The organism is Agrobacterium sp. BT-220-3, from assembly GCF_025910175.1.
Taxonomy (GTDB): Bacteria; Pseudomonadota; Alphaproteobacteria; order Rhizobiales; family Rhizobiaceae; genus Agrobacterium; species Agrobacterium oryzihabitans.
The window spans coordinates 34,729-55,352 of record NZ_JAPAIX010000003.1 but is presented as its reverse complement, the minus strand read 5'-3'; the positions used below and the strand labels follow the sequence as shown (position 1 = coordinate 55,352).

Genomic DNA, 20,624 nt, shown 5'->3' with positions numbered 1-20,624 from the left:
AAAAGGACATGAACGCACACCTACAACCCACCGGCTCCGCCTATTTCATCCAGAAGGAAACGGCTGCCGTCGAAAATCATACGCTGTCGGTTCTCGTCAGCAACGAGCCGGGCGTTCTCGCCCGGGTCATCGGCCTGTTTTCCGGCCGGGGCTACAACATCGAAAGCCTGACGGTTTCGGAAACCGAGCATGAGGCGCATCTGTCGCGCATCACCATCGTGACACGCGGCACGCCGATCGTGCTCGAGCAGATCAAGGCGCAGCTGGAGCGCATCGTTCCGGTGCACCGGGTTCTCGATCTCACCGTTCGCGCCCGCGAACTGGGTCAGGAACGGCCGATCGAGCGCGAAGTGGCGCTCATCAAGGTCGCCGGCTCGGGTGAAGCCCGCGCCGAGACGCTTCGCCTTGCCGATGCGTTTCAGGCCAAGGTCGTGGATGCGACGGTGGAGCATTTCATCTTCGAGATCACCGGCAAGTCGTCCAAGATCGACCAGTTCGTGGCCATCATCAAGCCGCTCGGCCTGATCGAAATCTGCCGCACCGGTATTGCCGCGATGAACCGCGGTTCGCAGGGGATGTAATTTCCGCAAGGAAAGTAATTGCCGTTGAATATCAAGCCCGCGCAACGTCGCGGGCTTGTCTTTTTTCCACCTACAGTCCGGTGCGCTTTCCAAAGGGTATGATGCGTGCGTTTCCTGTACGACCAGGATTCTGTGGTGGTTCATCCGCAGGTCGTGTCACGACGAGACGGCCGCCGATACCTTCGGCCAGAGACTCGCTTTCGCGCATTTTCCGAAGCTCGGCTCTTGCTTCCGGCGTCGCGGTTCCTATCAGCCGTTCAACGCCATCGACACCGCCCGGGACCGTCAGCCGGCGTTTGATATCGTTCGCCCTATAGCCATGTTTGCGGGAGTAGCGAAGGGTCAATTGATATTGGTCCGGTAAGTCTTGTCCGGCCGTCGCGGCGACATGGCGAACCCGATAAGAAACGGAATCGTCCTCTATCCCGAAGACGTCGCCATCGGGGATAATATATCCGTTTTTCTCGGTAGCAATTTTGATGAAGGTCAGCGCGCCCGCATATAGTTCTGACCAGGGAACGGGTGCTGCTTCCACATTGATTTCGCGCCCGATATAGTCTGCTGCTCCCAGCGTCTGGATGCCGACACATTGCTCCGTAGTACCCGGTGGTGGCTCGTCACGGTAAATGCGGGGGTGAACTGTCAGGGGTCCTATCGGCTCTTCGACAAATGCCGTGAAACTCTCGGCCGAAAACAGCATGTTGCTCTGCGTCCAGTGGATGAGGCTTGCCGGCACATTTGCGCAGATCGTTTCGCAGGCGATGGATAGGCATCTTACCCGGTCCAGAAACTCGGCAAGCGAATGGCCGGGCTGGTACATGCCGAGTTCACTGAACAGGCTGGCAATGCCCTTTTCCTGCATCACTCCGCCAAACACGCCGTGCTGTATATAGACGAGCAGGTGGGATTTATGGCGCCGGATTCGGTCGATGGCATCGGGCACCAGCATAACGGAGATCGGCGAGCCGAGCGTGCCAGCGAAAACGCCATGATCCGCTGGACCCGCGACGAACTCGACAGTGAGCTGAAGATCGTTTGGCCCGAACATTTGCACATAGGTCGAAGACATTCCGGGGCACGCCAGGGTTACGCCGAGCCGGTTGAATACGGTCTGAAGCTGCTTAACCAGATTTGGCAGTGGCGAGGCGGCGATGTTGCCTTCCAAAAGGATGGCGGCCTGCATCTGGTTTGTATATTTCCCAATCATGATAATATTGATCCCGACTATTATGCCAATATCATGGGTTAATCAGGTTTCTTTGATGTAAATATAAACGAAGTAATTTAATCAATAGCGTTTTTTCCGTATTGCAAGTGTTATTATATTAGAATGTTTTGATGTTGTCGCCGCAATCGACGCGCATGCTTCTTCTGTTTGGCGATTGGCCATCTACGTTTCTGCACTGGTTCAGTCGGCGGCAGGCGATGACGTGGGGTGAGATTTGCCCTGCGTTTATATATTCAACCACATGGTTGACTTTCCGGACCGTCAGCTTATATTCAACAACATGGTTGAATTATCTGTTCCACATCTCGACACTGTCTTTCATGCGCTTGGCGATGCGACGCGACGCACGATGCTGCGCGATCTTTCCCGTGGGGAGCGAACGGTGAGCCAGTTGGCCGAGCCGTTCGACATATCGCTCGCGGCGGCATCCAAGCACATCAAGGCGCTGGAAAATGCCGGGCTTATCCGCCGCGAGGTGAGGGGGCGCACGCATGTCTGTCGCCTTGCGCCGGAACCCTTGGCAGACGCGCATGAATGGCTGGATTTCTACCGGCAGTTCTGGAACAGCCGCCTCGATATTCTTGAGCAGATGCTCAGGGAGGATGATCAGGGAAAGTCCCCTGCAAATGGAGGAAATGACAATGGCTGATATTGCAATGCCTGACACCTATGGCCGGCTCGTCGAGCCGACGACCCTGAAGATAGAACGGCTCCTGCCGGGGCCGATCGACCGGGTCTGGGCCTATCTGACACAAAGCGACCTACGCCGCCGGTGGCTGGCATCCGGTGAAATGCGGCTTGCGCCCGATGCGCCGTTCGAACTGGTCTGGCGCAATGACGAGCTTTCCGACCCGCCGGGCCACCGCCCGGAGGGTTTTTCCGAAGAGGACAGGATGGCTTCGCGCATCATTACCGTTATTCCGCCGCATCGCCTCGTCTTCAGTTGGGGTGAGGGTGGTGAGGTATCGATCGAGCTTCAGGCTCTGGGCAAGGACGTGCTTCTGACACTGGTCCATCGTCGACTGGCCAATCGGAAGACCAGGCTCGAAGTCAGCGCCGGCTGGCATGCGCATCTCGATATTCTCGCTGCGCGTCTCCAGGAAAAGGAACCCAAACCCTTCTGGGACAGCTGGCTGGGGCTGAAAGAGGAATATGAGCACCGCATACCATAACCAGGTGCTGCGTATTTTGAAAACTGACGGCGCGGTTTGCCGCGCCGTTATTGGCCGTTGCAGCGGCGCACCGAGGACCGGTTTTCTGCGCTCACATTTTGATTCAACGGCTTGTGTCCCTGATTCCAAAAAGTCTCTTAACGCTCTGTTATATCAAAGCATTTCCAGCGGCGCCTTGCGCATCGGCGGCGGGAAGGCGGCGTCTAATGCGGCCCAATCCTCATCGGTGATTTCGAGATCTGTCGCACCACGGTTCTCTTCCACACGCGCAGTGTTTGCGGATTTCGGAATGGCGATGACGCCCTCCCTTTCCAGAAGAAAGGCCAAGGCCAGTTGCGCCGGTGTGGCCTGATAGGCTTTGGCGATGCGGATAAGCTCGTGGTTGTTGAGGATGCGACCCTGCTCGATCGGGGAATACGCCATCAGCGGCACGCCATGCCACTGGCACCAGGGCAGAAGCGAAAATTCCGGCCCGCGCCGGGACAGGTTGTAGAGCACCTGATTGGCGGCGCATTTTTTGCCGTCTGGAACGGCGAAAAGCGCCTCCATGTCGTCGGTGTCGAAATTGGAAACCCCCCAGTCGCCGATCTTGCCGTCCTTTTTCAGCCTTTCAAAAGCCGCCACCGTTTCTGTGAGCGGGTGCTCGCCGCGCCAATGCAACAGATAGAGATCGAGATGATCGGTGCCGAGCCTTGCGAGGCTCCGCTCGCAGGCTTCAATCGTTCCTCTGGCGCTGGCGTTCCAGGGATAGACCTTGCTCACCAGAAACACCTCGTCGCGGCGGCCGGCGATTGCCGAGCCCACCACCTCTTCGGATCGGCCATCGGCGTACATTTCGGCCGTGTCGATCAGCGACATGCCGAGATCGATCGCCTTGCGAATGCTCTCGACCTCCTGCGCTGCGGATGATCCGCTCTCTCCCATGTTCCAGGTGCCAAGGCCAAGGGCTGGAACCTCTTTTCCGGATGGCAGGGTGACGGAAGGCATGTCGTCATACATGGGCTCGCTCCAGCGTTGGTTGAGGGGACAATAGCCCTTTGTTCCGACTTCTCAAACCCGGCAGGTGAATGATCGATCCATCAAAAAATTTGACTGCGCCGATCGGGTGAGCGGACTGGTTTGACGCTGGTTCGGCGGATAGGGTCTTTTCACAGGAGAGATCATGACTGTCGAAACCTTCGTTGCGCTGGTGCTGTTTGCCTTCACCACCTCCATCACGCCCGGCCCGAACAATATGATGCTTTTTGCGTCTGGCGTGAATTTCGGTTTCCGCCGCACCATACCGCATATGCTGGGCATCGGGGCGGGGTTCCTGTCCTTGCTGATTGGCGTCGGATTTGGGCTTGGCGCGCTGCTGCACTCCGTGCCCCTGCTTTATACGGGGCTGAAATTCGCGGGCGGGCTTTATCTTGTCTGGATTGCGTGGAAGATCGGCACATCCCGCAGCCTGAATGAAGGGACGGTCGCCTCAGTGCCGATGAGCTTTCTTGCCGCTGCCGCCTTCCAGTGGGTCAATCCGAAGGCGTGGGTGATGGCCGTGACGGCGATGGCGACCTATACGGATGAGGGGCAATATCTCATCACCGTTCTGATCGTCGGTGTGGTTTTCGCCGCTGTCAATCTCCCCAGTGTTTCGACCTGGGCGGGCTTCGGCTCGGCGCTGCGCGACTGGCTGTCCGTTCCCGTGCGGCTCAAATGGTTCAACATCACCATGGCGATCCTTCTGGTCGTCAGCCTCTGGCCGATGCTGAAATAGGCGCCTAGGCCGGGAACTGGCGGTAACATTCCTCGGCGATCTTCTGCACCTCGTCACGCGTCAATTCGGCGGAAACGGCATAGCCCAGTTCGTTGTCGATCCAGTAGAAGGTCTCGATGCCATCGGCGCTGGCCATTCGGAAGCTGGTGGTGCGGTTTTCCTCGTTGTGGCCGATCAGCACCGTTACCCGGCGGCCGGTCTTGTCCTGATACATCAGCATCGCGCCGGGCTTGCCGCTGACGGGAATGAGACGCCCGCCAACGAGATCGTATCCGAGTTTGGAAAGATCGGGGATCGCGAAGGGGTAACCGAGCCGCTTGCCGAGCCATGTCGCAAGGTGCTGCTGCTCTCCGGCTCCGACTTCGACGGGATGGCGGACTTCACTTGCGTAAATGAGATAGGCGGATTTTGCCTGCGCGGGGATGTCCGTCGGCAGCGATGCCAGCACCACGTCCTGCGGTGTGGAGAAGGATTGCGGCAAAAGCCTGCCGGCTACCGTACCTGCGGTGAAGATCAGCAAGGCGGCTGCCGTTCGCAGAAGAAGCGATTTCACCTGCCATGCGGGTTTTGTTTTTTTGGCGGTAAACATCGACATGTCGTGCGGATGCGAAGCGGCGTAGGCGGCGAATGTATTTCGCAGGGTTTCGGCCTGTTTCTTCCAGTCCTCCACGCGGCTCTGCTCTTCCGGCCTTTCAGTCAGCCAGGCCTCGACAGCCGCGCGATCATCCTCGGACAAAAGTCCGTCGACATAGGCGTGCAGGTCGTCTTCGGTTATGGCGTCTGGCCGTTTCATCGTGGTCTCCGCAGGGGAATGATATTATCCGCCGCCAGGTGCTGGCGAAGGGTTTCGCGGGCGCGGGACAGTCTGGACATGACGGTCCCCACCGGAATCGACAATGTCTCTGCCGCCTCCTGATAGCTGTAACCTTCCACCGTCACCAGCATCAGCACCGCCCGCATCTCGGGTGAAAGAAGGGCGAGAGCGCCGTGCAGCCGGTCGTTCTCCAGCGTATCGCCGAGCGTATCGGCAACGGCGATGGTTTCATGGTCTTCAAGGCTTTCCGACGGATGACGTTTCTCGGCGCGGTGGCGGTTGCGATAAAGATTCGTCATTATCGTGTAAGCCCATGTTTTCAGGGCCGTTCCGCGCCATTGCCTTCTGTTGGTCAGCGCCTTTTCCACGCAGTCCTGCAGAAGGTCTTCGCCATCGGCGTCGGAACGGGAAAGGCTGCGGGAATAACGCCGCAGCATGGGTATCAGCGCCAGCATCTCCGTTTCGAAGTTGCCGGCTGCGGGGGAGAGGCTCCCCCGCTTTTCGCCATTCATGCCATCAGGGTTTTGCGGCATCCCATACACCGTTCATACCGTCGCCGGTGGCATCGCCTTTTTTCATGTCCTTGGCCCAGTAATAAAGCGGCATGCCGTCCTTTGCCCACTGCATCTTGCCGTCCTTGCGCGTCACGACGGAATAGGCTCCCTCGGCCTTGTCGCCCGTGGCTGCGAAAAACGGCGGCCAGTTCACCGCGCATTTGTCATAGCAATTGGATACGCCCTTCTTGTCGTTCTTGAAAGTGTAGAGCGTCATGCCTTTTTCGCCGGCAAGAACATTGCCTTTTTCGGTCTTGACCGTTTCGACCGCAGGGGCCGCATAGGCCGTTCCGGCAAAAGCCAGAACGAGGGCGGGAACGATAAAGCGCATCTTCATGGACATATCCTCCTTGGTTCGGGCAGCCTCTGCCGCCAGCACATCAAGAGACACCGCAGGCTTCCGGTTTATTCCGTGCCGCGACGTGTTTTTTGTGATTTTTAAACTTATCCATTGAGCTAAGTGTTTTGCCGTGATACTTAGCCTTATGGAAAACTATTCAGATGAACTCGATGATATCTTCCAGTCCCTTGCCGATCCGACCAGGCGAGCGGTGATTTTGAGGTTGGGGGGCGGGGAGGCGAGCATCGGAACGCTTGCCGAACCCTTTGACATGGCCCTGCCATCCTTCATGAAACACATCCGTCAACTGGAGGGTGCGGGGCTGATCGTGACGCGCAAGCAGGGCCGGGTGCGGTTCTGCTCGCTGGAAAGAGGGCGGTTTTCGATGCTGGAGGGCTGGCTGTCGCAACAGCACGCCATCTGGGAGGGCCGCACGGACCGGCTCGAACAATTCGTCATGGCGCAACAGGACAGGACCTCATGGAAAGGGGAGAATGACAAATGACCGACACTTTCAATCCCGATCTCGATCTGAAGATTTCAAGGATCATAAGGGCGCCGCGCCGGCTCGTCTGGAATGCGTGGGTCGACAAGACCAGTCTCGAACAATGGTGGGTGCCGCATCCCGGCCAATGCCGCGTCGAGAAAATGGAGCTTTACCCCGGCGGCGCGTTCGAGACGCGCTACAGTGAGGACGGCAAGGCATTCGGCGATCACATAAGCGGGTGTTTCCTGGCGGTGGATCATGAGGAACGTCTGGTCTTCACCGATGCGCTGACGGCAGGCTTTCGTCCCTCCGCCCGCCCGTTCCTCACCGCCGTCATGAGTTTTCGCGACCACCCTGAAGGTATGGAATATGTGGCCTATGCCATGCACCGAAATCCTGGGGATCGCGACAGGCACGCCGAGATGGGTTTCTTTGACGGCTGGAACACGGTTGCCGAGCAACTGGCGCAGCTTGTTGAAAGACAGGCGGTGAATTGAGGCCTTTCTCGCGGCATGATTCATCTTTCGTTCTTTTTCTGTTGCGCATGGTGCTCGAATCCTGCGATGAGGGCGCATGTTATTTTCACCGCAACAGGACGAAGCGCTGAAGGCTGTTTCCCGCTGGCTGAAGGAAGGCCGGACGCCGGTTTTCCGGCTGTTCGGTTACGCCGGAACCGGCAAGACGACGCTTGCCAAACATTTTGCGGAAAATGTCGATGGGGAAGTGCTGTTTGCGGCTTTCACCGGCAAGGCGGCGCAGGTGCTGCGCTCGCGCGGGGCGACCAACGCCCGCACCATCCATTCGCTGATCTATCGCCCGCGCGGTGAAGAAACGGTGGAAGATGAGGAAACCGGCAAGACATCCATAGCGCCGATGTTCTCCATCAACCGCCAGAGCCCGCTTGCCAAGGCGGCACTCATCATCATTGACGAATGTTCGATGGTGGACGAGCAGCTCGGCAAGGATCTGATGAGTTTCGGCACGCCGATCCTCGTGCTTGGCGATCCCGGGCAGTTGCCGCCGGTTTCAGGCGGTGGTTTCTTCACCGAGCAGGAGCCGGACTATCTGCTGTCGGAAATCCATCGTCAGGCCAAGGACAATCCCATCATTCACCTTGCCATGGATGTGCGGGAAGGCCGCGAGATCATGCGCGGCGATTACGGCGCTGCACAGGTGATCTCCAAGTCCGAGGTGACGCAGTCGCTCGTGCTCGATGCCGATCAGGTGCTTGTCGGCACCAACCGCACCCGCCGCCGTTATAACCAGCGGCTTCGCGAGCTGAAGGGTTTTTCGGCAGATTATCCGCAATCCGGCGACAAGCTGGTTTGCCTGAGGAACGATCCGGCCAAGGGCCTGCTGAACGGTTCGCTGTGGCAGGTCATGAGTTCATCGCGCGAAACGGTGAAACCCGGCATCAACCTGATGATACGGCCCGAAGACGACGATATGGATCGCGGCGCGGCCAAGATCAAATTGCTGAAGGCCGCGTTCGAGGATGTCGAGACCGAAATTCCGTGGTCCACCCGCAAGCGTTATGACGAGTTCGATTTCGGCTATGCACTGACCGTGCACAAGGCGCAGGGTTCGCAGTGGAACAATGTGGTTCTCTTCGACGAGAGCTATGCCTTCCGCGATTCGCGCGAAAGGTGGCTATATACCGCCATTACCCGCGCGGCGGAGACACTGACCATCGTTCGCTGATCGTGACTATGCACGGATAACACCCAGGAGAACCGCCTTGGCGACCGCCTGAAAGCGGTTGCTGGCATTGAACTTGCCGATGATTTTTGCCTCGAGCACGTTGAGGTCGGTTCCTGAAAGACCAAGGGCGCGGGCAAGCCTCACCGGCGCATAACCCTCCGCCATCAGTTCAAGACATTTTCGTTCGGTGTCGGTCAGCGCGATGTCCCTGGCAGGAGCTCGCTCCTCGCCATCGAGCCCGTCCGCATCGCTGTCGGTGACGAGCAGTTCCTCGATCTGCTGCGCCTGACGCTGAAGGGTGGAAAGCTCGGCCGTCAATTCCCTCTTTCGCTGCCTCAACGCCGCGTGAAAGACGTCGTCCGCCTCTTCCTGCGAAAGCGAGCGGACCAGTTTTTCCATGATCTCGGTAATGGAAGCAACGGAAATGCCCACTTCGCGGCAGACATTGATGACCGCCATGCGTCTGACGTTGCGGTGGGTATAGACCCGCATCTGGCCAATGCGCTTCGAGGTCAGCAGCGCCTTTTCCTCATAAAAATGGAGGGTCCGGTGCGTTACTCCGAAGATATTGGCCATGTCGGCGATGGGAACCGGTTCGGCGGGCAGGGAGGAGGGCAGACTTATAACCGGAAGGAAACCGCTGTTTCTTGGATTGGATTTGTCCTCGTCGCCGTGTTCAAACGGCATACGGCCATCCTGCATCGTTTCCCCCTTTTGCGCTCTTTGACAGTGTCTGTTTTTTAAGTGGCGTCGATCGCTTGTTCCCCCGCGACGACCCCTCTGATCAAGACATCATGCCAAACGCTACATAAGAACCGTAACGTGTATTGTGTGTTTTCGTTCCCATATTCCAAAAAATTTTATCGGCCTCCTTGCGGTTGGCGTCAACCTGCGTGAAACAGGATGTCAATTCCGAACCGGAGCCCGATGTCATGCCAGCGAAACTTTCCGTCAATCTGAACGCAATTGCCATGCTGCGCAACCGTCGCGATCTTCCGTGGCCGGATGTCGCGCATTTCGGGCATTTGGCACTCGCTGCGGGTGCAAGCGGGCTCACTGTACACCCTCGTCCCGATCAGCGCCATATCCGCTTTTCGGACCTGCCGGTATTGCGCGCCCTGATCGATGACAGCTTCCCCGGCGCGGAATTCAACATCGAAGGATATCCGACCGAGGATTTTCTCCTTCTTTGTGAAAAGACGCAGCCGGAACAGGTCACACTGGTGCCGGACGACCCGTCGCAGGCGACCTCCGACCATGGCTGGGATTTCCGCAAACACGCCGTTTTCCTGAAAGACGTCGTGGGACGCCTGAAGGCCGGTGGCATGCGGGTCTCGCTTTTCGCAGATGGCGACGGCGAGCGCGAGCCGGTGGAACTGGCGGCCGAGACGGGTGCTGCCCGTATCGAGCTTTATACCGGTCCCTATGGCGGCTGTTTTGACGATCCGCAAAAGGCTGACGCGCTTGTCGAAAAGCTCGGGCAGACGGCGGATCATGCAAGAGCGCTCGGACTTGCCGTCAATGCCGGTCATGACCTCACCGTTGCAAACCTGCCCAAACTGATGAAACGCATCCCTGATCTGGCCGAGGTTTCAATCGGTCACGGATTGACGGCAGATGCGCTTGAATATGGCATGACTGAAACAGTCCGGCGTTTTTGTCAGGCCTGCGGTCAGGCTATTTCATAACCAAAGTCAATTTTTTCGCCTATGCTTTGGCTGCGCATGCTCCGTGCGCGAGCTTTTGAAGGCAGAGACATATGCAAGAACATCATGTTGTCGTCGTGGGTGGAGGCTTCGGCGGTTTGCAACTGGTACATGGGCTGGAGGGGGCCCCTGTCCGCATCACACTGATCGACCGCCGCAATCACCATCTGTTCCAGCCCCTGCTTTATCAGGTTGCGACGACGGCGCTGGCGACATCCGAAATCGCCTGGCCGATCCGCCACCTCTATCGCGACCGCAAGGAGGTGACGACCCTGCTTGCGGAGGTGACCGGCGTGGACCGGGCGGCGCGGACCGTGCAGCTGAATTCCGGTCAAGTGATCGGTTTCGATACGTTGGTATTGGCCACCGGCGCGCGCCATGCCTATTTCGGCCGTGACGAATGGGAGCGTTCGGCCCCCGGCCTGAAGACGCTCGAAGATGCGACGACAATCCGCCGCCGTCTGCTTCTGGCCTTCGAACGGGCCGAACTCGCGACCAGTGAAGAGGAGCGGCAGGCACTGCTGACCTTCGTCATCATCGGCGCAGGTCCGACGGGCGTGGAAATGGCGGGCATGATCGCCGAGCTTGCCCACAAAGCGTTGCCGCCGGAATTCCGCAATGTGGATACCAGAAAGACCCGTGTGCTGCTTGTCGAGGCCGGCCCTCGCGTTCTGCCGGTTTTCACCGAGGATCTTTCCGCCTATGCGAAGGAAGCTCTGGAGAAACTCGGCGTCGAGGTTTTGCTTGGCACGCCCGTTACAGCGTGTACCGATGAAGGCGTGACGGTGGGCGAGACCTATTATCCCTGCCGCACGGTCGTCTGGGCCGCCGGTGTGCAGGCGTCTCCCGCCGCGAAGTGGCTGGATGCCGCCGCCGACAGGGCAGGCCGCGCCATTGTCGGGCCGCATCTAAATCTGGAAGACGACGACAATATCTTCGTCATCGGCGATACGGCCGCCGTCAATCAGGAGAACGGCAAACCGGTGCCGGGCATCGCACCTGCGGCAAAACAGCAGGGCGCTCACGTGGCGAAGGTCATCAAGGCGCGGCTCTCCGGCAAGCCGTCACCGTCGCCGTTCCGCTATAGCCATCAGGGCAATCTTGCGACTATCGGCAAACGCGCGGCGGTGATCGATTTCGGCAGATTCAGGCTCAAGGGCGTGCTGGCGTGGTGGATCTGGGGGCTTGCCCATATCTACTTCCTGATCGGAACGCGCTCAAGGCTGGCGGTGGCATGGAGCTGGCTGTGGATCTATCTCAGCGGCCAGCACAGCGCGCGGCTGATTACGCAGAAAGAGACGTTGAAGGACGAGGCCTGAGGGCAGGGCGAGCAAAGGGCGGGAAGCATGGCTTCCCGCCCTTCGTGCTTATGACAGCTGCGCCAAAGCTCTCGCCGTCATGCCGGTTCCCGGAACAAGCCCGAGGATGATCCGGCATCCAGCCGACGCGCGTCTGCGCGGCGAGAAGAGGTTTTTCAGCCCAAAAACTTGGGCTGGCTGGACCCCGGATCTAGTCCGGGGTGACGGCGTGTGGACGTGGCGTGTGTGCCTAATCCAACGCTCACGCGTCGAGCGACGCCATATCGATGACGAAGCGATACCGCACATCGCTCTTCAGCACGCGCTCATAGGCTTCGTTGACGTCCTGGATGTTGATCGTCTCGATTTCCGAGACGATGTTGTGCTCGCCGCAGAAATCCAGCATTTCCTGGGTTTCCTTGATCGAACCGATCATCGAGCCGGACAGGTTCTTTGCGCCGAAGATCAGCGCGAAGGCGTGGACCGGGATCGGATGCTCAGGCGCGCCCACCACGACCATGCTGCCCTTGGGCTTCAGGAGGCCGAGATAGGCGTTCCAGTCGATGGCGACGCCGGCCGTGCAGATGATCAGGTCGAAGGTGCCGGCCAGCTTCTCGAAGGTCGAGGCGTCGCTGGTGGCGTAATAGTCCTTCGCGCCGAGTTTCAGGCCGTCTTCCTTCTTCGACAGTGTCTGGGAAAGAACGGTGATATCCGCGCCCATGGCAGCACCGAGCTTGACGCCCATGTGGCCAAGGCCACCCATGCCGACAATCGCGACCTTCTGGCCGGGACCGGCGTTCCAGCGGCGCAGCGGCGAGTAGAGCGTGATGCCGGCGCAGAGAAGCGGTGCGGAAGCATCGAGCGGCAAGTTGTCCGGGATCGACAGGACATAACCTTCCTTGACGACGATCGAGTCGGAGTAACCGCCATGGGTCGCGGTCTTCGTGAAGGGATCGACGTCGTTGTAGGTCTGGACGAGGCCGGGCATGTAGTGCTCGTTGTCCAGATCGCGGGTGGCGCAGCCGACGCAGGAATCAACGAAGCAGCCGACGCCGACATGGTCGCCGACCTTGAACTTCGTAACCTTGGAACCGACGGCTTTCACGACACCGGCGATCTCATGGCCGGGAACGATCGGGTAGACGGCGTTCTTCCATTCGTTGCGGACGGTGTGGATGTCCGAGTGGCAGATGCCGGCATATTTGATGTCGATGACGACGTCGTCATCGTTCGGCTCGCGGCGTTCGAAGGTGAACGGGGTAAGCGGCTTTGACGCGTCGGTCGCAGCGTAACCTCTTGCTATAGCCATCTGAATATCCTTTCGGGGGTGGGGAAGTGACGGCGGAATATGCGACGGAAGCTTGGGAAGGCGTTAGAGCGATCCTCCAGCCTTTTTGCACGATCCTGCAAAAATATGCGGGCGTGCTCTTTGCGCGGGCCGGGAGGCTTTCTAGATAAATGACATCCGCTGCATTTCCTCCTTCAGTTAAGGGAATTCCCCTATGTCCTTGCCGTTCAATCTCTATCAGGAGATCGCCTCCATCGCCGCGCGATATGCCACCAGCGACGGCGAGATGCAGACGGCGATCGAATCTCTCGGCATCAGCCGCCGCACAACGCCCAGCGCGCCGTGCCACGGCAGCTACCGCCCCTGTTTCGCATTGGTGATCCAGGGATCGAAAAGCGTCCAGCTGGGAACGGACACCATCAATTACGGCGCGGGCGACTATCTCCTGACATCGCTTGACCTGCCGGTTGCCTGGCGCGTGGTGGAGGCGAGCAAGGAGGTTCCGCATTTTTGCATCGCGCTTGCGATCGATAGTGAAAAGCTGCTCGACCTCATGCGGCGCGTGCCCATCGACCCGCCTGCGGAGCCGGCGAACGCGCAGCGCGGCATCGTCGTCAATGCCGCCACGCCGGAGCTGCTCGATGCGGCCATCCGGCTGATGCGCCTGCTCGATCGCCCGGCGGACATCGCGGCCATGGCGCCGCTGATCGAGCAGGAAATCCTCTACCGTATTCTGACCGGACCGGCGGGCGGGCAGCTGATGAACATCATCGCTGCCGGCGGCCATGGCAACCGCATCGCCCGCGCCATTGCCTGGCTGCGAGAGAATTTCGCGCGCCAGCTGCGCGTCGAGGATCTTGCGGAGCATATCGGCATGAGCGTGTCGTCCTTCCATCATCATTTCAAGACGATTACGGCCATGACGCCGGTTCAGTACCAGAAGCAATTGCGGCTGCATGAGGCGCGCCGGCTGATGTTGCTGGAGCGGCTGGATGCGGGCACTGCCGGCCATCGCGTCGGTTACCAGAGTCCTTCGCAGTTCAGTCGGGAATATAGCCGCTTTTACGGATTGTCGCCGTCGCGGGATATCGATGCCTCGCGTGAGATCAGCGTGGCTGGGTAGGTTGTGCGTCGGTTAGTGGATCGTGGCGGGTGTGGCTTACCCCCCTCTGCCCTGCCGGGCATCTCCCCCACAGGTGGGGAGATTGATATGAGGCTAAGCTTCGCCCATCTCAAGGCCAGAGAATGAAGCGGCGCCAAAGCCGCTTGCCGATCTCCCTCCTTGTGGGGGAGATGCCCGGCAGGGCAGAGGGGGGTAAGCCACACCCGCCACGATCCACTAACCGACGCACAACCGCGTAAAGCTCACCAAGCCGGCATTCACCCGGCACCGCACCGCGTCAATTCTCGTCCTCCCCGGAAGAATCCGCTTGACCCCAACGCTGCCTCCGCTTAAATGGCGCTCGAACCGTACCGTACGGTACATTAATCGAGCCCCTGGAGTGGAAAGACTTGGCTTCCGACCCGATCACAGCGCAGGAATTTTCGCCGCGCCAGAACGCCGTTCTGGATCAGGCATTGCGTCTATTGGTCGAGGGCGGCGAGAAAGCGCTCACCACATCTGGGCTGGCGCGTGCCGCCAACTGTTCGAAGGAAAGCCTCTATAAGTGGTTCGGCGATCGTGACGGCTTGCTGGCGGCGATGATCACCTTTCAGCAGAGCAAGGTCCGCACCTTCGAAAAGGCGGGCGACCGCGTTTCCGCACCACAGCTTGCCGATCACCTCGAGGTTTTCGCGCATGATCTGCTGGACGTGCTGGCGGGCGATGTGTCGCTGGCGCTTAACCGTCTGGCGATAGGGCAGGCGAGCCGTGACGGCTCGAAGCTCGGCGATCTGCTGCTGGAACGCGGCCGTCGCCAGATCGACCGGCGGGCGCGTGGGCTGATCGAAGCGGGTCGCCGTTCCGGCTATCTGCGTTTCGATGATGCCGAAGAGGCGTATCGCAGTTTTTACGGCCTCATCGTTTCGGATCTGCATGTGCGCATGCTGCTGGGCGAGGCGCCGGACAAGGATTTTTCCGCCCGGGCGAAGAAGGCCGTCGTCGCCTTTCTGACCCTCTACGGCACGGAAAAGGTACATTCGGAACTCAGCGGCAAACCCGCCTGACATTCCGGTTCAGACAACTGAGAGACAAGCATTAGGGAAGGACCATAAAATGCGCGTTTATTATGATCGTGATGCCGATCTCAATCTCATCAAGTCCAAGAACGTCGTCGTTGTCGGCTACGGTTCCCAGGGCCGCGCCCATGCGCTGAACCTCAAGGATTCCGGCGCCAAGAACGTCGTCATCGCTCTGAAGGCCGGTTCGCCGACCGTCAAGAAGGCGGAAGCTGACGGCTTCAAGGTCATGACCGTTGCCGAAGCCGCCAAGTGGGGCGACCTTCTGATGATGGCGACCCCGGACGAACTCCAGGCTGACATCTACAAGGCCGACATCGCCGGCAACATCCGTGATGGCGCAGCAATTGCTTTCGCACACGGCCTCAACGTTCACTTCGGCCTCATCGAGCCGAAGGCATCGCTCGACGTCGTCATGATCGCACCGAAGGGCCCTGGCCACACGGTTCGCGGCGAATACCAGAAGGGCGGCGGCGTTCCCTGCCTCGTTGCCGTTCATCAGAACGCTTCCGGCAACGCCCTTGAACTCGCTCTCTCCTACGCCTGCGGCGTTGGCGGCGGCCGTTCGGGCATCATCGAAACCAACTTCAAGGAAGAGTGCGAAACCGACCTCTTCGGCGAACAGGTCGTTCTGTGCGGCGGTCTCGTCGAACTCATCCGCGCCGGTTTCGAAACTCTGGTCGAAGCCGGTTACGCACCGGAAATGGCCTATTTCGAGTGCCTGCACGAAGTGAAGCTGATCGTCGACCTGATCTATGAAGGCGGCATCGCCAACATGAACTACTCGATCTCCAACACGGCCGAGTGGGGCGAATACGTCACCGGTCCGCGCATCATCACTGCCGACACCAAGGCTGAGATGAAGCGCGTTCTGCACGACATCCAGACCGGCAAGTTCACCTCCGAATGGATGCAGGAATGGAAGGCCGGCGGTGCCCGCTTCAAGGGTATCCGTCGCAACAACGACTCCCACCAGATCGAAGAAGTCGGCGCAAAGCTGCGCGGCATGATGCCCTGGATCGGCAAGAACAAGCTGGTCGACAAGGCTGTCAACTAAGCTTCATTGACTGGTAGAGAATAGGAAGGCCGGAGCGAAAGCTCCGGCCTTTTTGTTTTCGATGTGCCATCACACGATGGCGTCGTCTTCCTCGACGATAACGGAAACCGGGAAGTGATCGGAGAACCCACCAAGGTTGACGTTTTTGACCGCATCGCCTTTCGACAGGCCGAAGCGGATCGGCCCCTCATTCTTGCTGTGGCTGACCATGGCGGCAATGGCTTCGATTTTTGCCGTCTCCTCGCGCGCCTTGAAGCCGCTGCTGCCGGTCAGAAGCGATCGGGAAACGAGGATCTGATCGAAGATATTGGCGTCTCCGTTGAAATAGAGCGTGCCATAGATCGTTCTTGCCGTGCCGACGGAATCGACCACCGGCTGGCGCAGGTAATTCCAGGTAAGATTGTAGAACATGGCCGATTGCGAGTTTTCGACATCGTCGCGCTCGCGGGTGGAATTGGCGTGGTAGCGTAGCGATGCATCGGAAGGATCGTCGTTGAAGTCGCCGAAGGCGACAACGGCGATGTCGTTGCCTTTCTCTTCCCTGATCCGCTGATGCCAGTAGCCCAGCGTCTCACCGGCGGTCATGCGAAAACCGGCGCTTTCCACCGCGCCGCCAGAGCGCGACGGCCAGTGATTGGAGAGCGCGATAAGCTGGCGGCCGCCCTTGGTGATGAAAGTACACTGGGTAATGTCGCGCGTGCCGGTGCGGCGCATCACGAAATGGCTGAAAATCTCGTTCTCGTTGATCAGCAGCTTTTTGCTGTCATAGATGAAGGCGGTATCGATGCCGCGCTGGTCCTTGCTGGAATCGGCATGCACGACACGATAAGAACGTGCGGGCATGAGGTCGTTCAGATGTTCCGCCAGCGTCTCCAGAACGAAGCGGTTCTCGACTTCGCAGACACCGAGCAGATCCGGTCCCGCGCCGCCGATCTGGCTTATGATCAGACCGAGCTGCTTGACCTTGGTCTTGAACAGATCCTCCGTCCAACCCTTCAGATCGTTCTTCAGCCGCTCGGCAATCCACGGTTCTCGCGCCGGATAACCCTCCGGCGCAAACAGGTTTTCGACATTCCAGAACGCCAGGACATATTGGGTCATGATCCGCACACCTCCGGTTGGTTTTTCAAGCCTAGTGGAAGTTTTTGCCACAACAACTTGAAATTGCCATGAAGGTGGGCGGCCGGTGCAATTTTCCCGTTTTTTTGGCCTTACTTCGCCGGCGGGATGACACCCTTTGTCAGAAGGAAGCAGCCATAAAATCGGGTTTCACCCGTGGTAATGACGCAATAGGCTTTTTTTGCCTGCTCGTAGAAGGCGAAGCGCTCGATGCCATACATGGGAGCGGATTTTCCTTCCGCAGCGTCGATTTCCTTCTGCACTTCCACCTGTACCGGCTCCAGCTGATCCGGCGCGCCCATCACTTCCATGCGGCCGACGGAAGGCTGCAGCGGCGTGTCGAGCGGCAGGACGGAGAGGATCGCCTTTATGGCGCGGGCTGCGGAGACGTTGTCGATATGCAGCACCTTGCCGACGGTCGTGTGGCGGGCAACCGAATCGGAAGGGAAGTTGGTGTCGGAGATCACCAGCGTATCGCCGTGACCCATGGCGCGCAGCGCGTGCAGGACATCGGCATTCAGCGCCGGGTCGATATTTTTCAGCATGTTGTCTCACTCCCATGATGCTTTCGCCGCGTTGCGGCGCGCGCAATCCAGCCGGAAAACCTTGCCGCGTCAATCTCAAACGGAAGATTGTGAAGCTTTGCGCAAGGGTGTATTTGGCTTTGTCCGCAAAATCGGGCCTCAACAGGGGCCGGTTGCGGGCAATGTGCAGGGAGGCAGAAATAATTCGAAAAACTGATAAGTCAGTATTGCTGACGTATCGACATTTCTGTAAAGATGCACGCATAAAAACGACACAAGAGGAAACGTACCCATGCTCAATTGGGAACAAATTTTCGCCACGCGCTCTTCGCGCATGAAAGCGTCCGAAATCCGCGAGTTGCTGAAGCTGCTCGAGCAGCCCGATATCATCTCCTTTGCCGGCGGTATTCCGGACCCGGCTCTCTTCCCCGCAGAGGAGTTCCAGCAGGCTTATGCGGAAATTTTTTCGGGTTCGCAGGTCAATTCGGCGCTGCAATATTCGGTGAGCGAAGGTTACAAGCCGCTGCGCGAATGGCTGGCGGGCGAGATGGCCGAGATCGGCATCGACTGCACGGCCGACAACGTTTTCATCGTTTCGGGCTCGCAGCAGGGTCTAGATTATCTCGGCAAGCTGTTCCTGTCGCCCAGGGACACGGCGCTGGTGACATGGCCGACCTATCTCGGCGCGCTTTCCGCTTTCAACGCCTATGAGCCGAATTACGACCAGCTGAACCCCGGCGGCAACCGCACGCCCGAGGCTTACCGCGAAACTGCAGCCAAGCTCGGCGGCGCGGTGAAGTTCGCTTATCTCTCTGCCGATTTCTCAAATCCGACCGGGGAAACTGTTGATCTCGCCGGCCGCGAAAAGGTTCTGGCGCTGGCCGACGAGCTGGATATCGCCGTCATTGAAGACGCCGCTTACCAGTCACTGCGTTATGATGGCGAGGCTGTTCCGCCGATCATGGCGCTCGACATCGCCCGCTCGGGCGGCATCGAAAACACCCGCACCATCTATTGCGGCAGCTTTTCGAAGACGCTCGCACCCGGCCTTCGCGTCGGTTACATCGTCGCGTCTGCGCCCGTTATCCGCAAGCTGGTGCTGATGAAGCAGGCCGCCGACCTGCATTCGTCGACGATCAATCAGATCGCCATCGAACGTGTCGCCTCGCGCGGTTTCGACAAACAGGTCGCCAAGATCAAGGCCGCTTACAGCGCACGGCGCGATGCGATGCTGTCGGCGCTCGACAAATACATGCCGAAGGGCACGCACTGGACCAAGCCGGAAGGTGGCATGTTCATCTGGGTCACCCTGCCGGAAGGCATGGATGGGGCTGCACTTCTGGCGAAATCCATCGCCACGGAAAAGGTCGCCTTCGTTCCCGGCCGGGCGTTCTTCGCGGATGGCTCCGGTACGAATACGCTACGCATCAGCTTCTCCTGCGCCAATGAGGCGATGATCGAGGAAGGCATGAAGCGGCTTGGGCGGTTGATCGCGACGGCGCAGGCGACGTCGGGCGAGGTGGTTCCGGCGATTTGAGGGCGGCGGCTTACGGCAGCGGTGGAGGGTGCGGTTTCACCCCCCTCTGTCCTGCCGGACATCTCCCCCTCAAGGGGGTAGATCGACTCGCGGTTAAGGTATCGCCTAACGCAACAGTTGAAAATGAAGTGCTGTCAGCGCCTCTTGCCGATCTCCCCCCTTGAGGGGGAGATGCCCGGCAGGGCAGAGGGGGGTGAGCCGCAAGCGCCACAACAGATTACACCCCAAAAATCCTGCCTGTCACATACATGTTATGCAATCATGTTTTAGCGGTCCCACCAAACAACAGGGACTGGACCCATGAAAACGCTGCTCTCCGCTTTCACCGCCATCGTGTCGCTCGGCTTCATCGCCACCGCCGCCAATGCTGCCGATCTGGTGCTTTACACCAGCCAGCCCAACGAGGACGCGCAGGCGACCGTTGATGGTTTCAAGGCTGCCAATCCCGGTCTCGAAGTTGAATGGGTGCGTGACGGAACGCCGAAGATCATGGCCAAGCTGATGGCTGAGATCAATGCCGGCAATCCGGTTGCCGACGTGCTTTTGATCGCCGATACCGTGACGCTGGAGCGCATGAAGCAGGCTGGCCAGCTTCTCGCCCACAAGTCTGCGGAAGCCAAGAATATCGACGCCTCGCTCTACGATGCGGACGGCTTCTATTATTCCACCAAGCTCATCACAACAGGCATCATGTACAACACCGCCGCTGCGATGAAGCCGACCAGCTGGAAAGATCTGGCCAAGGCGGAAGCCAAGGGTCTCGTGACCATGCCGAGCCCGCTGACCTCTGGCGCAGCGCTGATCCACGCGCAGACGCTGGCCGCCGCAAACGGCCTCGGCTGGGACTATTACAAGCAGCTGAAAGCCAATGAAGCCATTGCCGGCGGCGGCAACGGTGCGGTTCTGAAGTCTGTTGCATCAGGCGAGAAGGCCTATGGCGTCGTCGTCGACTACATGCCGATCCGCGAAAAGGCCAAGGGCGCACCGGTCGAGTTCGTCTTCCCGGAAGAGGGCGTTTCGGCCGTCACCGAGCCGGTTGCGATCATCAAGGGCACCAAGCACGAGGAAGCGGCGAAGAAGTTCGTCGATTACGTGTTGTCTGAAAAGGGCCAGCAGGGCTTCGTCAAGCTCGGTTACATCCCGGTTCGTGCCGATGCCGGCATGCCTGAAGGCTTCCCGGCTCGCGACAAGATCAAGGTTCTGCCGCTCAGCGCCGCTGATGCGCTGAAGAACTCCGAACAGGACCTGAAGATATTCTCCGACATCTTCGGCTCCAAGGGCTGA

23 protein-coding genes are annotated in these 20,624 nt (G+C 59.1%); 14 read left to right on the top strand and 9 right to left on the bottom strand.

What is annotated here, in order from left to right; all coding sequences use genetic code 11:
- The first annotated feature begins 8 nt into the window (after positions 1–8).
- Positions 9–581, top strand: coding sequence for an acetolactate synthase small subunit (gene ilvN / locus OK142_RS10675; RefSeq protein ID WP_003513099.1), 573 nt, complete (start codon positions 9–11; stop codon positions 579–581).
- Between the two features lie 70 nt (positions 582–651).
- On the opposite strand, the gene OK142_RS10670 is transcribed toward ilvN, so the two are convergent.
- Positions 652–1,764, bottom strand: a complete 1,113-nt coding sequence (locus OK142_RS10670; protein ID WP_498682657.1) for a hypothetical protein — start codon at positions 1,762–1,764, stop codon at positions 652–654.
- Between the two features lie 325 nt (positions 1,765–2,089).
- Between OK142_RS10670 and OK142_RS10665 the strand changes: the two genes are divergently transcribed.
- Together OK142_RS10665 and OK142_RS10660 are read left to right on the top strand one after the other, a co-directional pair.
- Positions 2,090–2,458 (top strand): ArsR/SmtB family transcription factor, encoded by a 369-nt coding sequence (locus tag OK142_RS10665; protein ID WP_035242763.1) that lies wholly within the window; start codon positions 2,090–2,092, stop codon positions 2,456–2,458.
- Complete coding sequence (locus tag OK142_RS10660; protein WP_035242260.1) at positions 2,451–2,981, top strand: SRPBCC family protein; 531 nt, start codon at positions 2,451–2,453, stop codon at positions 2,979–2,981. Before OK142_RS10665 ends, OK142_RS10660 begins: the two co-directional genes overlap by 8 nt.
- 153 nt (positions 2,982–3,134) lie before the next feature.
- Here the strand turns inward: OK142_RS10660 and OK142_RS10655 are convergent, their stop codons facing one another.
- Positions 3,135–3,980 carry an aldo/keto reductase gene (locus tag OK142_RS10655; RefSeq protein ID WP_137037930.1) on the bottom strand — a complete coding sequence of 282 codons (846 nt, stop codon included), beginning with the start codon at positions 3,978–3,980 and terminating at the stop codon, positions 3,135–3,137.
- Positions 3,981–4,143: 163 nt separating this feature from the next.
- Between OK142_RS10655 and OK142_RS10650 the strand changes: the two genes are divergently transcribed.
- Positions 4,144–4,737, top strand: a complete 594-nt coding sequence (locus OK142_RS10650) for a LysE family translocator (RefSeq protein WP_313617706.1) — start codon at positions 4,144–4,146, stop codon at positions 4,735–4,737.
- 4 nt (positions 4,738–4,741) lie between these two features.
- Here OK142_RS10650 and OK142_RS10645 read toward each other — a convergent pair whose 3' ends face one another.
- The 3 genes from OK142_RS10645 to OK142_RS10635 are packed head-to-tail and all read right to left on the bottom strand — an operon-like array spanning position 4,742 to position 6,448.
- Positions 4,742–5,530, bottom strand: coding sequence for an anti-sigma factor family protein (locus OK142_RS10645; RefSeq protein WP_498682651.1), 789 nt, complete (start codon positions 5,528–5,530; stop codon positions 4,742–4,744).
- Positions 5,527–6,084 carry an RNA polymerase sigma factor gene (locus tag OK142_RS10640; protein ID WP_498682648.1) on the bottom strand — a complete coding sequence of 186 codons (558 nt, stop codon included), beginning with the start codon at positions 6,082–6,084 and terminating at the stop codon, positions 5,527–5,529. The genes OK142_RS10645 and OK142_RS10640 overlap by 4 nt, the downstream gene beginning before the upstream one ends.
- A complete protein-coding gene (locus OK142_RS10635) occupies positions 6,068–6,448 on the bottom strand; it encodes a COG4315 family predicted lipoprotein (protein ID WP_080600338.1) in 381 nt (126 codons plus the stop codon). Before OK142_RS10635 ends, OK142_RS10640 begins: the two co-directional genes overlap by 17 nt.
- Before the next feature lie 142 nt (positions 6,449–6,590).
- On the opposite strand from OK142_RS10635, the gene OK142_RS10630 reads away from it, so the two are divergent.
- The 3 genes from OK142_RS10630 to OK142_RS10620 all read left to right on the top strand — a co-directional run bounded on the left by OK142_RS10630 (position 6,591) and on the right by OK142_RS10620 (position 8,633).
- Entirely contained in the window at positions 6,591–6,950 is a 360-nt protein-coding gene (locus tag OK142_RS10630) for an ArsR/SmtB family transcription factor (protein WP_003495008.1), read from the top strand.
- Positions 6,947–7,429 (top strand): SRPBCC family protein, encoded by a 483-nt coding sequence (locus OK142_RS10625; protein ID WP_498682645.1) that lies wholly within the window; start codon positions 6,947–6,949, stop codon positions 7,427–7,429. The genes OK142_RS10630 and OK142_RS10625 overlap by 4 nt, the downstream gene beginning before the upstream one ends.
- Positions 7,430–7,505: 76 nt before the next feature.
- Positions 7,506–8,633 carry an ATP-dependent DNA helicase gene (locus OK142_RS10620; protein ID WP_082182597.1) on the top strand — a complete coding sequence of 376 codons (1,128 nt, stop codon included), beginning with the start codon at positions 7,506–7,508 and terminating at the stop codon, positions 8,631–8,633.
- A 6-nt stretch (positions 8,634–8,639) separates the two neighbouring features.
- Here the strand turns inward: OK142_RS10620 and OK142_RS10615 are convergent, their stop codons facing one another.
- Positions 8,640–9,335 (bottom strand): MerR family transcriptional regulator, encoded by a 696-nt coding sequence (locus OK142_RS10615; protein ID WP_498682642.1) that lies wholly within the window; start codon positions 9,333–9,335, stop codon positions 8,640–8,642.
- 230 nt (positions 9,336–9,565) lie between these two features.
- Between OK142_RS10615 and OK142_RS10610 the strand changes: the two genes are divergently transcribed.
- Positions 9,566–10,321: a pyridoxine 5'-phosphate synthase gene (locus OK142_RS10610; RefSeq protein ID WP_035242266.1), complete on the top strand. Its 756-nt coding sequence runs from the start codon at positions 9,566–9,568 to the stop codon at positions 10,319–10,321.
- A 71-nt stretch (positions 10,322–10,392) separates the two neighbouring features.
- Positions 10,393–11,658 (top strand): NAD(P)/FAD-dependent oxidoreductase, encoded by a 1,266-nt coding sequence (locus OK142_RS10605; protein WP_003495019.1) that lies wholly within the window; start codon positions 10,393–10,395, stop codon positions 11,656–11,658.
- A 241-nt stretch (positions 11,659–11,899) separates the two neighbouring features.
- On the opposite strand, the gene OK142_RS10600 is transcribed toward OK142_RS10605, so the two are convergent.
- Positions 11,900–12,946: an NAD(P)-dependent alcohol dehydrogenase gene (locus OK142_RS10600; RefSeq protein ID WP_003495020.1), complete on the bottom strand. Its 1,047-nt coding sequence runs from the start codon at positions 12,944–12,946 to the stop codon at positions 11,900–11,902.
- Positions 12,947–13,139: 193 nt separating this feature from the next.
- Here OK142_RS10600 and OK142_RS10595 point away from each other — a divergent pair, with 193 nt between their 5' ends.
- The 3 genes from OK142_RS10595 to ilvC all read left to right on the top strand — a co-directional run bounded on the left by OK142_RS10595 (position 13,140) and on the right by ilvC (position 16,160).
- A complete protein-coding gene (locus OK142_RS10595) occupies positions 13,140–14,048 on the top strand; it encodes an AraC family transcriptional regulator (protein WP_498682639.1) in 909 nt (302 codons plus the stop codon).
- A 389-nt stretch (positions 14,049–14,437) separates the two neighbouring features.
- On the top strand, positions 14,438–15,091 hold the full coding sequence (locus OK142_RS10590; RefSeq protein ID WP_003507581.1) for a TetR/AcrR family transcriptional regulator: 654 nt from the start codon (positions 14,438–14,440) through the stop codon (positions 15,089–15,091).
- 49 nt (positions 15,092–15,140) lie between these two features.
- On the top strand, positions 15,141–16,160 hold the full coding sequence (ilvC, locus tag OK142_RS10585) for a ketol-acid reductoisomerase (protein WP_003495030.1): 1,020 nt from the start codon (positions 15,141–15,143) through the stop codon (positions 16,158–16,160).
- A gap of 69 nt (positions 16,161–16,229) precedes the next feature.
- Here the strand turns inward: ilvC and OK142_RS10580 are convergent, their stop codons facing one another.
- Positions 16,230–17,261 carry an endonuclease/exonuclease/phosphatase family protein gene (locus OK142_RS10580; protein WP_498682636.1) on the bottom strand — a complete coding sequence of 344 codons (1,032 nt, stop codon included), beginning with the start codon at positions 17,259–17,261 and terminating at the stop codon, positions 16,230–16,232.
- A gap of 110 nt (positions 17,262–17,371) precedes the next feature.
- A complete protein-coding gene (locus OK142_RS10575; RefSeq protein ID WP_498682632.1) occupies positions 17,372–17,824 on the bottom strand; it encodes an RbsD/FucU family protein in 453 nt (150 codons plus the stop codon).
- Between the two features lie 271 nt (positions 17,825–18,095).
- On the opposite strand from OK142_RS10575, the gene OK142_RS10570 reads away from it, so the two are divergent.
- Together OK142_RS10570 and OK142_RS10565 are read left to right on the top strand one after the other, a co-directional pair.
- Positions 18,096–19,340 (top strand): aminotransferase-like domain-containing protein, encoded by a 1,245-nt coding sequence (locus OK142_RS10570; RefSeq protein WP_498682631.1) that lies wholly within the window; start codon positions 18,096–18,098, stop codon positions 19,338–19,340.
- A gap of 300 nt (positions 19,341–19,640) precedes the next feature.
- Positions 19,641–20,624, top strand: coding sequence for an ABC transporter substrate-binding protein (locus OK142_RS10565; protein WP_082182589.1), 984 nt, complete (start codon positions 19,641–19,643; stop codon positions 20,622–20,624).

What these genes read in the sequence shown, in the direction of transcription:
- ilvN (WP_003513099.1), top strand. Translation starts at nt 9, where the DNA reads ATGAACGCACACCTACAACCCACCGGCTCCGCCTATTTCATCCAGAAG.
- OK142_RS10670 (WP_498682657.1), bottom strand. Translation starts at nt 1,764, where the DNA reads ATGCAGGCCGCCATCCTTTTGGAAGGCAACATCGCCGCCTCGCCACTG.
- OK142_RS10665 (WP_035242763.1), top strand. Translation starts at nt 2,090, where the DNA reads ATGGTTGAATTATCTGTTCCACATCTCGACACTGTCTTTCATGCGCTT.
- OK142_RS10660 (WP_035242260.1), top strand. Translation starts at nt 2,451, where the DNA reads ATGGCTGATATTGCAATGCCTGACACCTATGGCCGGCTCGTCGAGCCG.
- OK142_RS10655 (WP_137037930.1), bottom strand. Translation starts at nt 3,980, where the DNA reads ATGTATGACGACATGCCTTCCGTCACCCTGCCATCCGGAAAAGAGGTT.
- OK142_RS10650 (WP_313617706.1), top strand. Translation starts at nt 4,144, where the DNA reads ATGACTGTCGAAACCTTCGTTGCGCTGGTGCTGTTTGCCTTCACCACC.
- OK142_RS10645 (WP_498682651.1), bottom strand. Translation starts at nt 5,530, where the DNA reads ATGAAACGGCCAGACGCCATAACCGAAGACGACCTGCACGCCTATGTC.
- OK142_RS10640 (WP_498682648.1), bottom strand. Translation starts at nt 6,084, where the DNA reads ATGCCGCAAAACCCTGATGGCATGAATGGCGAAAAGCGGGGGAGCCTC.
- OK142_RS10635 (WP_080600338.1), bottom strand. Translation starts at nt 6,448, where the DNA reads ATGTCCATGAAGATGCGCTTTATCGTTCCCGCCCTCGTTCTGGCTTTT.
- OK142_RS10630 (WP_003495008.1), top strand. Translation starts at nt 6,591, where the DNA reads ATGGAAAACTATTCAGATGAACTCGATGATATCTTCCAGTCCCTTGCC.
- OK142_RS10625 (WP_498682645.1), top strand. Translation starts at nt 6,947, where the DNA reads ATGACCGACACTTTCAATCCCGATCTCGATCTGAAGATTTCAAGGATC.
- OK142_RS10620 (WP_082182597.1), top strand. Translation starts at nt 7,506, where the DNA reads ATGTTATTTTCACCGCAACAGGACGAAGCGCTGAAGGCTGTTTCCCGC.
- OK142_RS10615 (WP_498682642.1), bottom strand. Translation starts at nt 9,335, where the DNA reads ATGCAGGATGGCCGTATGCCGTTTGAACACGGCGACGAGGACAAATCC.
- OK142_RS10610 (WP_035242266.1), top strand. Translation starts at nt 9,566, where the DNA reads ATGCCAGCGAAACTTTCCGTCAATCTGAACGCAATTGCCATGCTGCGC.
- OK142_RS10605 (WP_003495019.1), top strand. Translation starts at nt 10,393, where the DNA reads ATGCAAGAACATCATGTTGTCGTCGTGGGTGGAGGCTTCGGCGGTTTG.
- OK142_RS10600 (WP_003495020.1), bottom strand. Translation starts at nt 12,946, where the DNA reads ATGGCTATAGCAAGAGGTTACGCTGCGACCGACGCGTCAAAGCCGCTT.
- OK142_RS10595 (WP_498682639.1), top strand. Translation starts at nt 13,140, where the DNA reads ATGTCCTTGCCGTTCAATCTCTATCAGGAGATCGCCTCCATCGCCGCG.
- ilvC (WP_003495030.1), top strand. Translation starts at nt 15,141, where the DNA reads ATGCGCGTTTATTATGATCGTGATGCCGATCTCAATCTCATCAAGTCC.
- OK142_RS10580 (WP_498682636.1), bottom strand. Translation starts at nt 17,261, where the DNA reads ATGACCCAATATGTCCTGGCGTTCTGGAATGTCGAAAACCTGTTTGCG.
- OK142_RS10575 (WP_498682632.1), bottom strand. Translation starts at nt 17,824, where the DNA reads ATGCTGAAAAATATCGACCCGGCGCTGAATGCCGATGTCCTGCACGCG.
- OK142_RS10570 (WP_498682631.1), top strand. Translation starts at nt 18,096, where the DNA reads ATGCTCAATTGGGAACAAATTTTCGCCACGCGCTCTTCGCGCATGAAA.
- OK142_RS10565 (WP_082182589.1), top strand. Translation starts at nt 19,641, where the DNA reads ATGAAAACGCTGCTCTCCGCTTTCACCGCCATCGTGTCGCTCGGCTTC.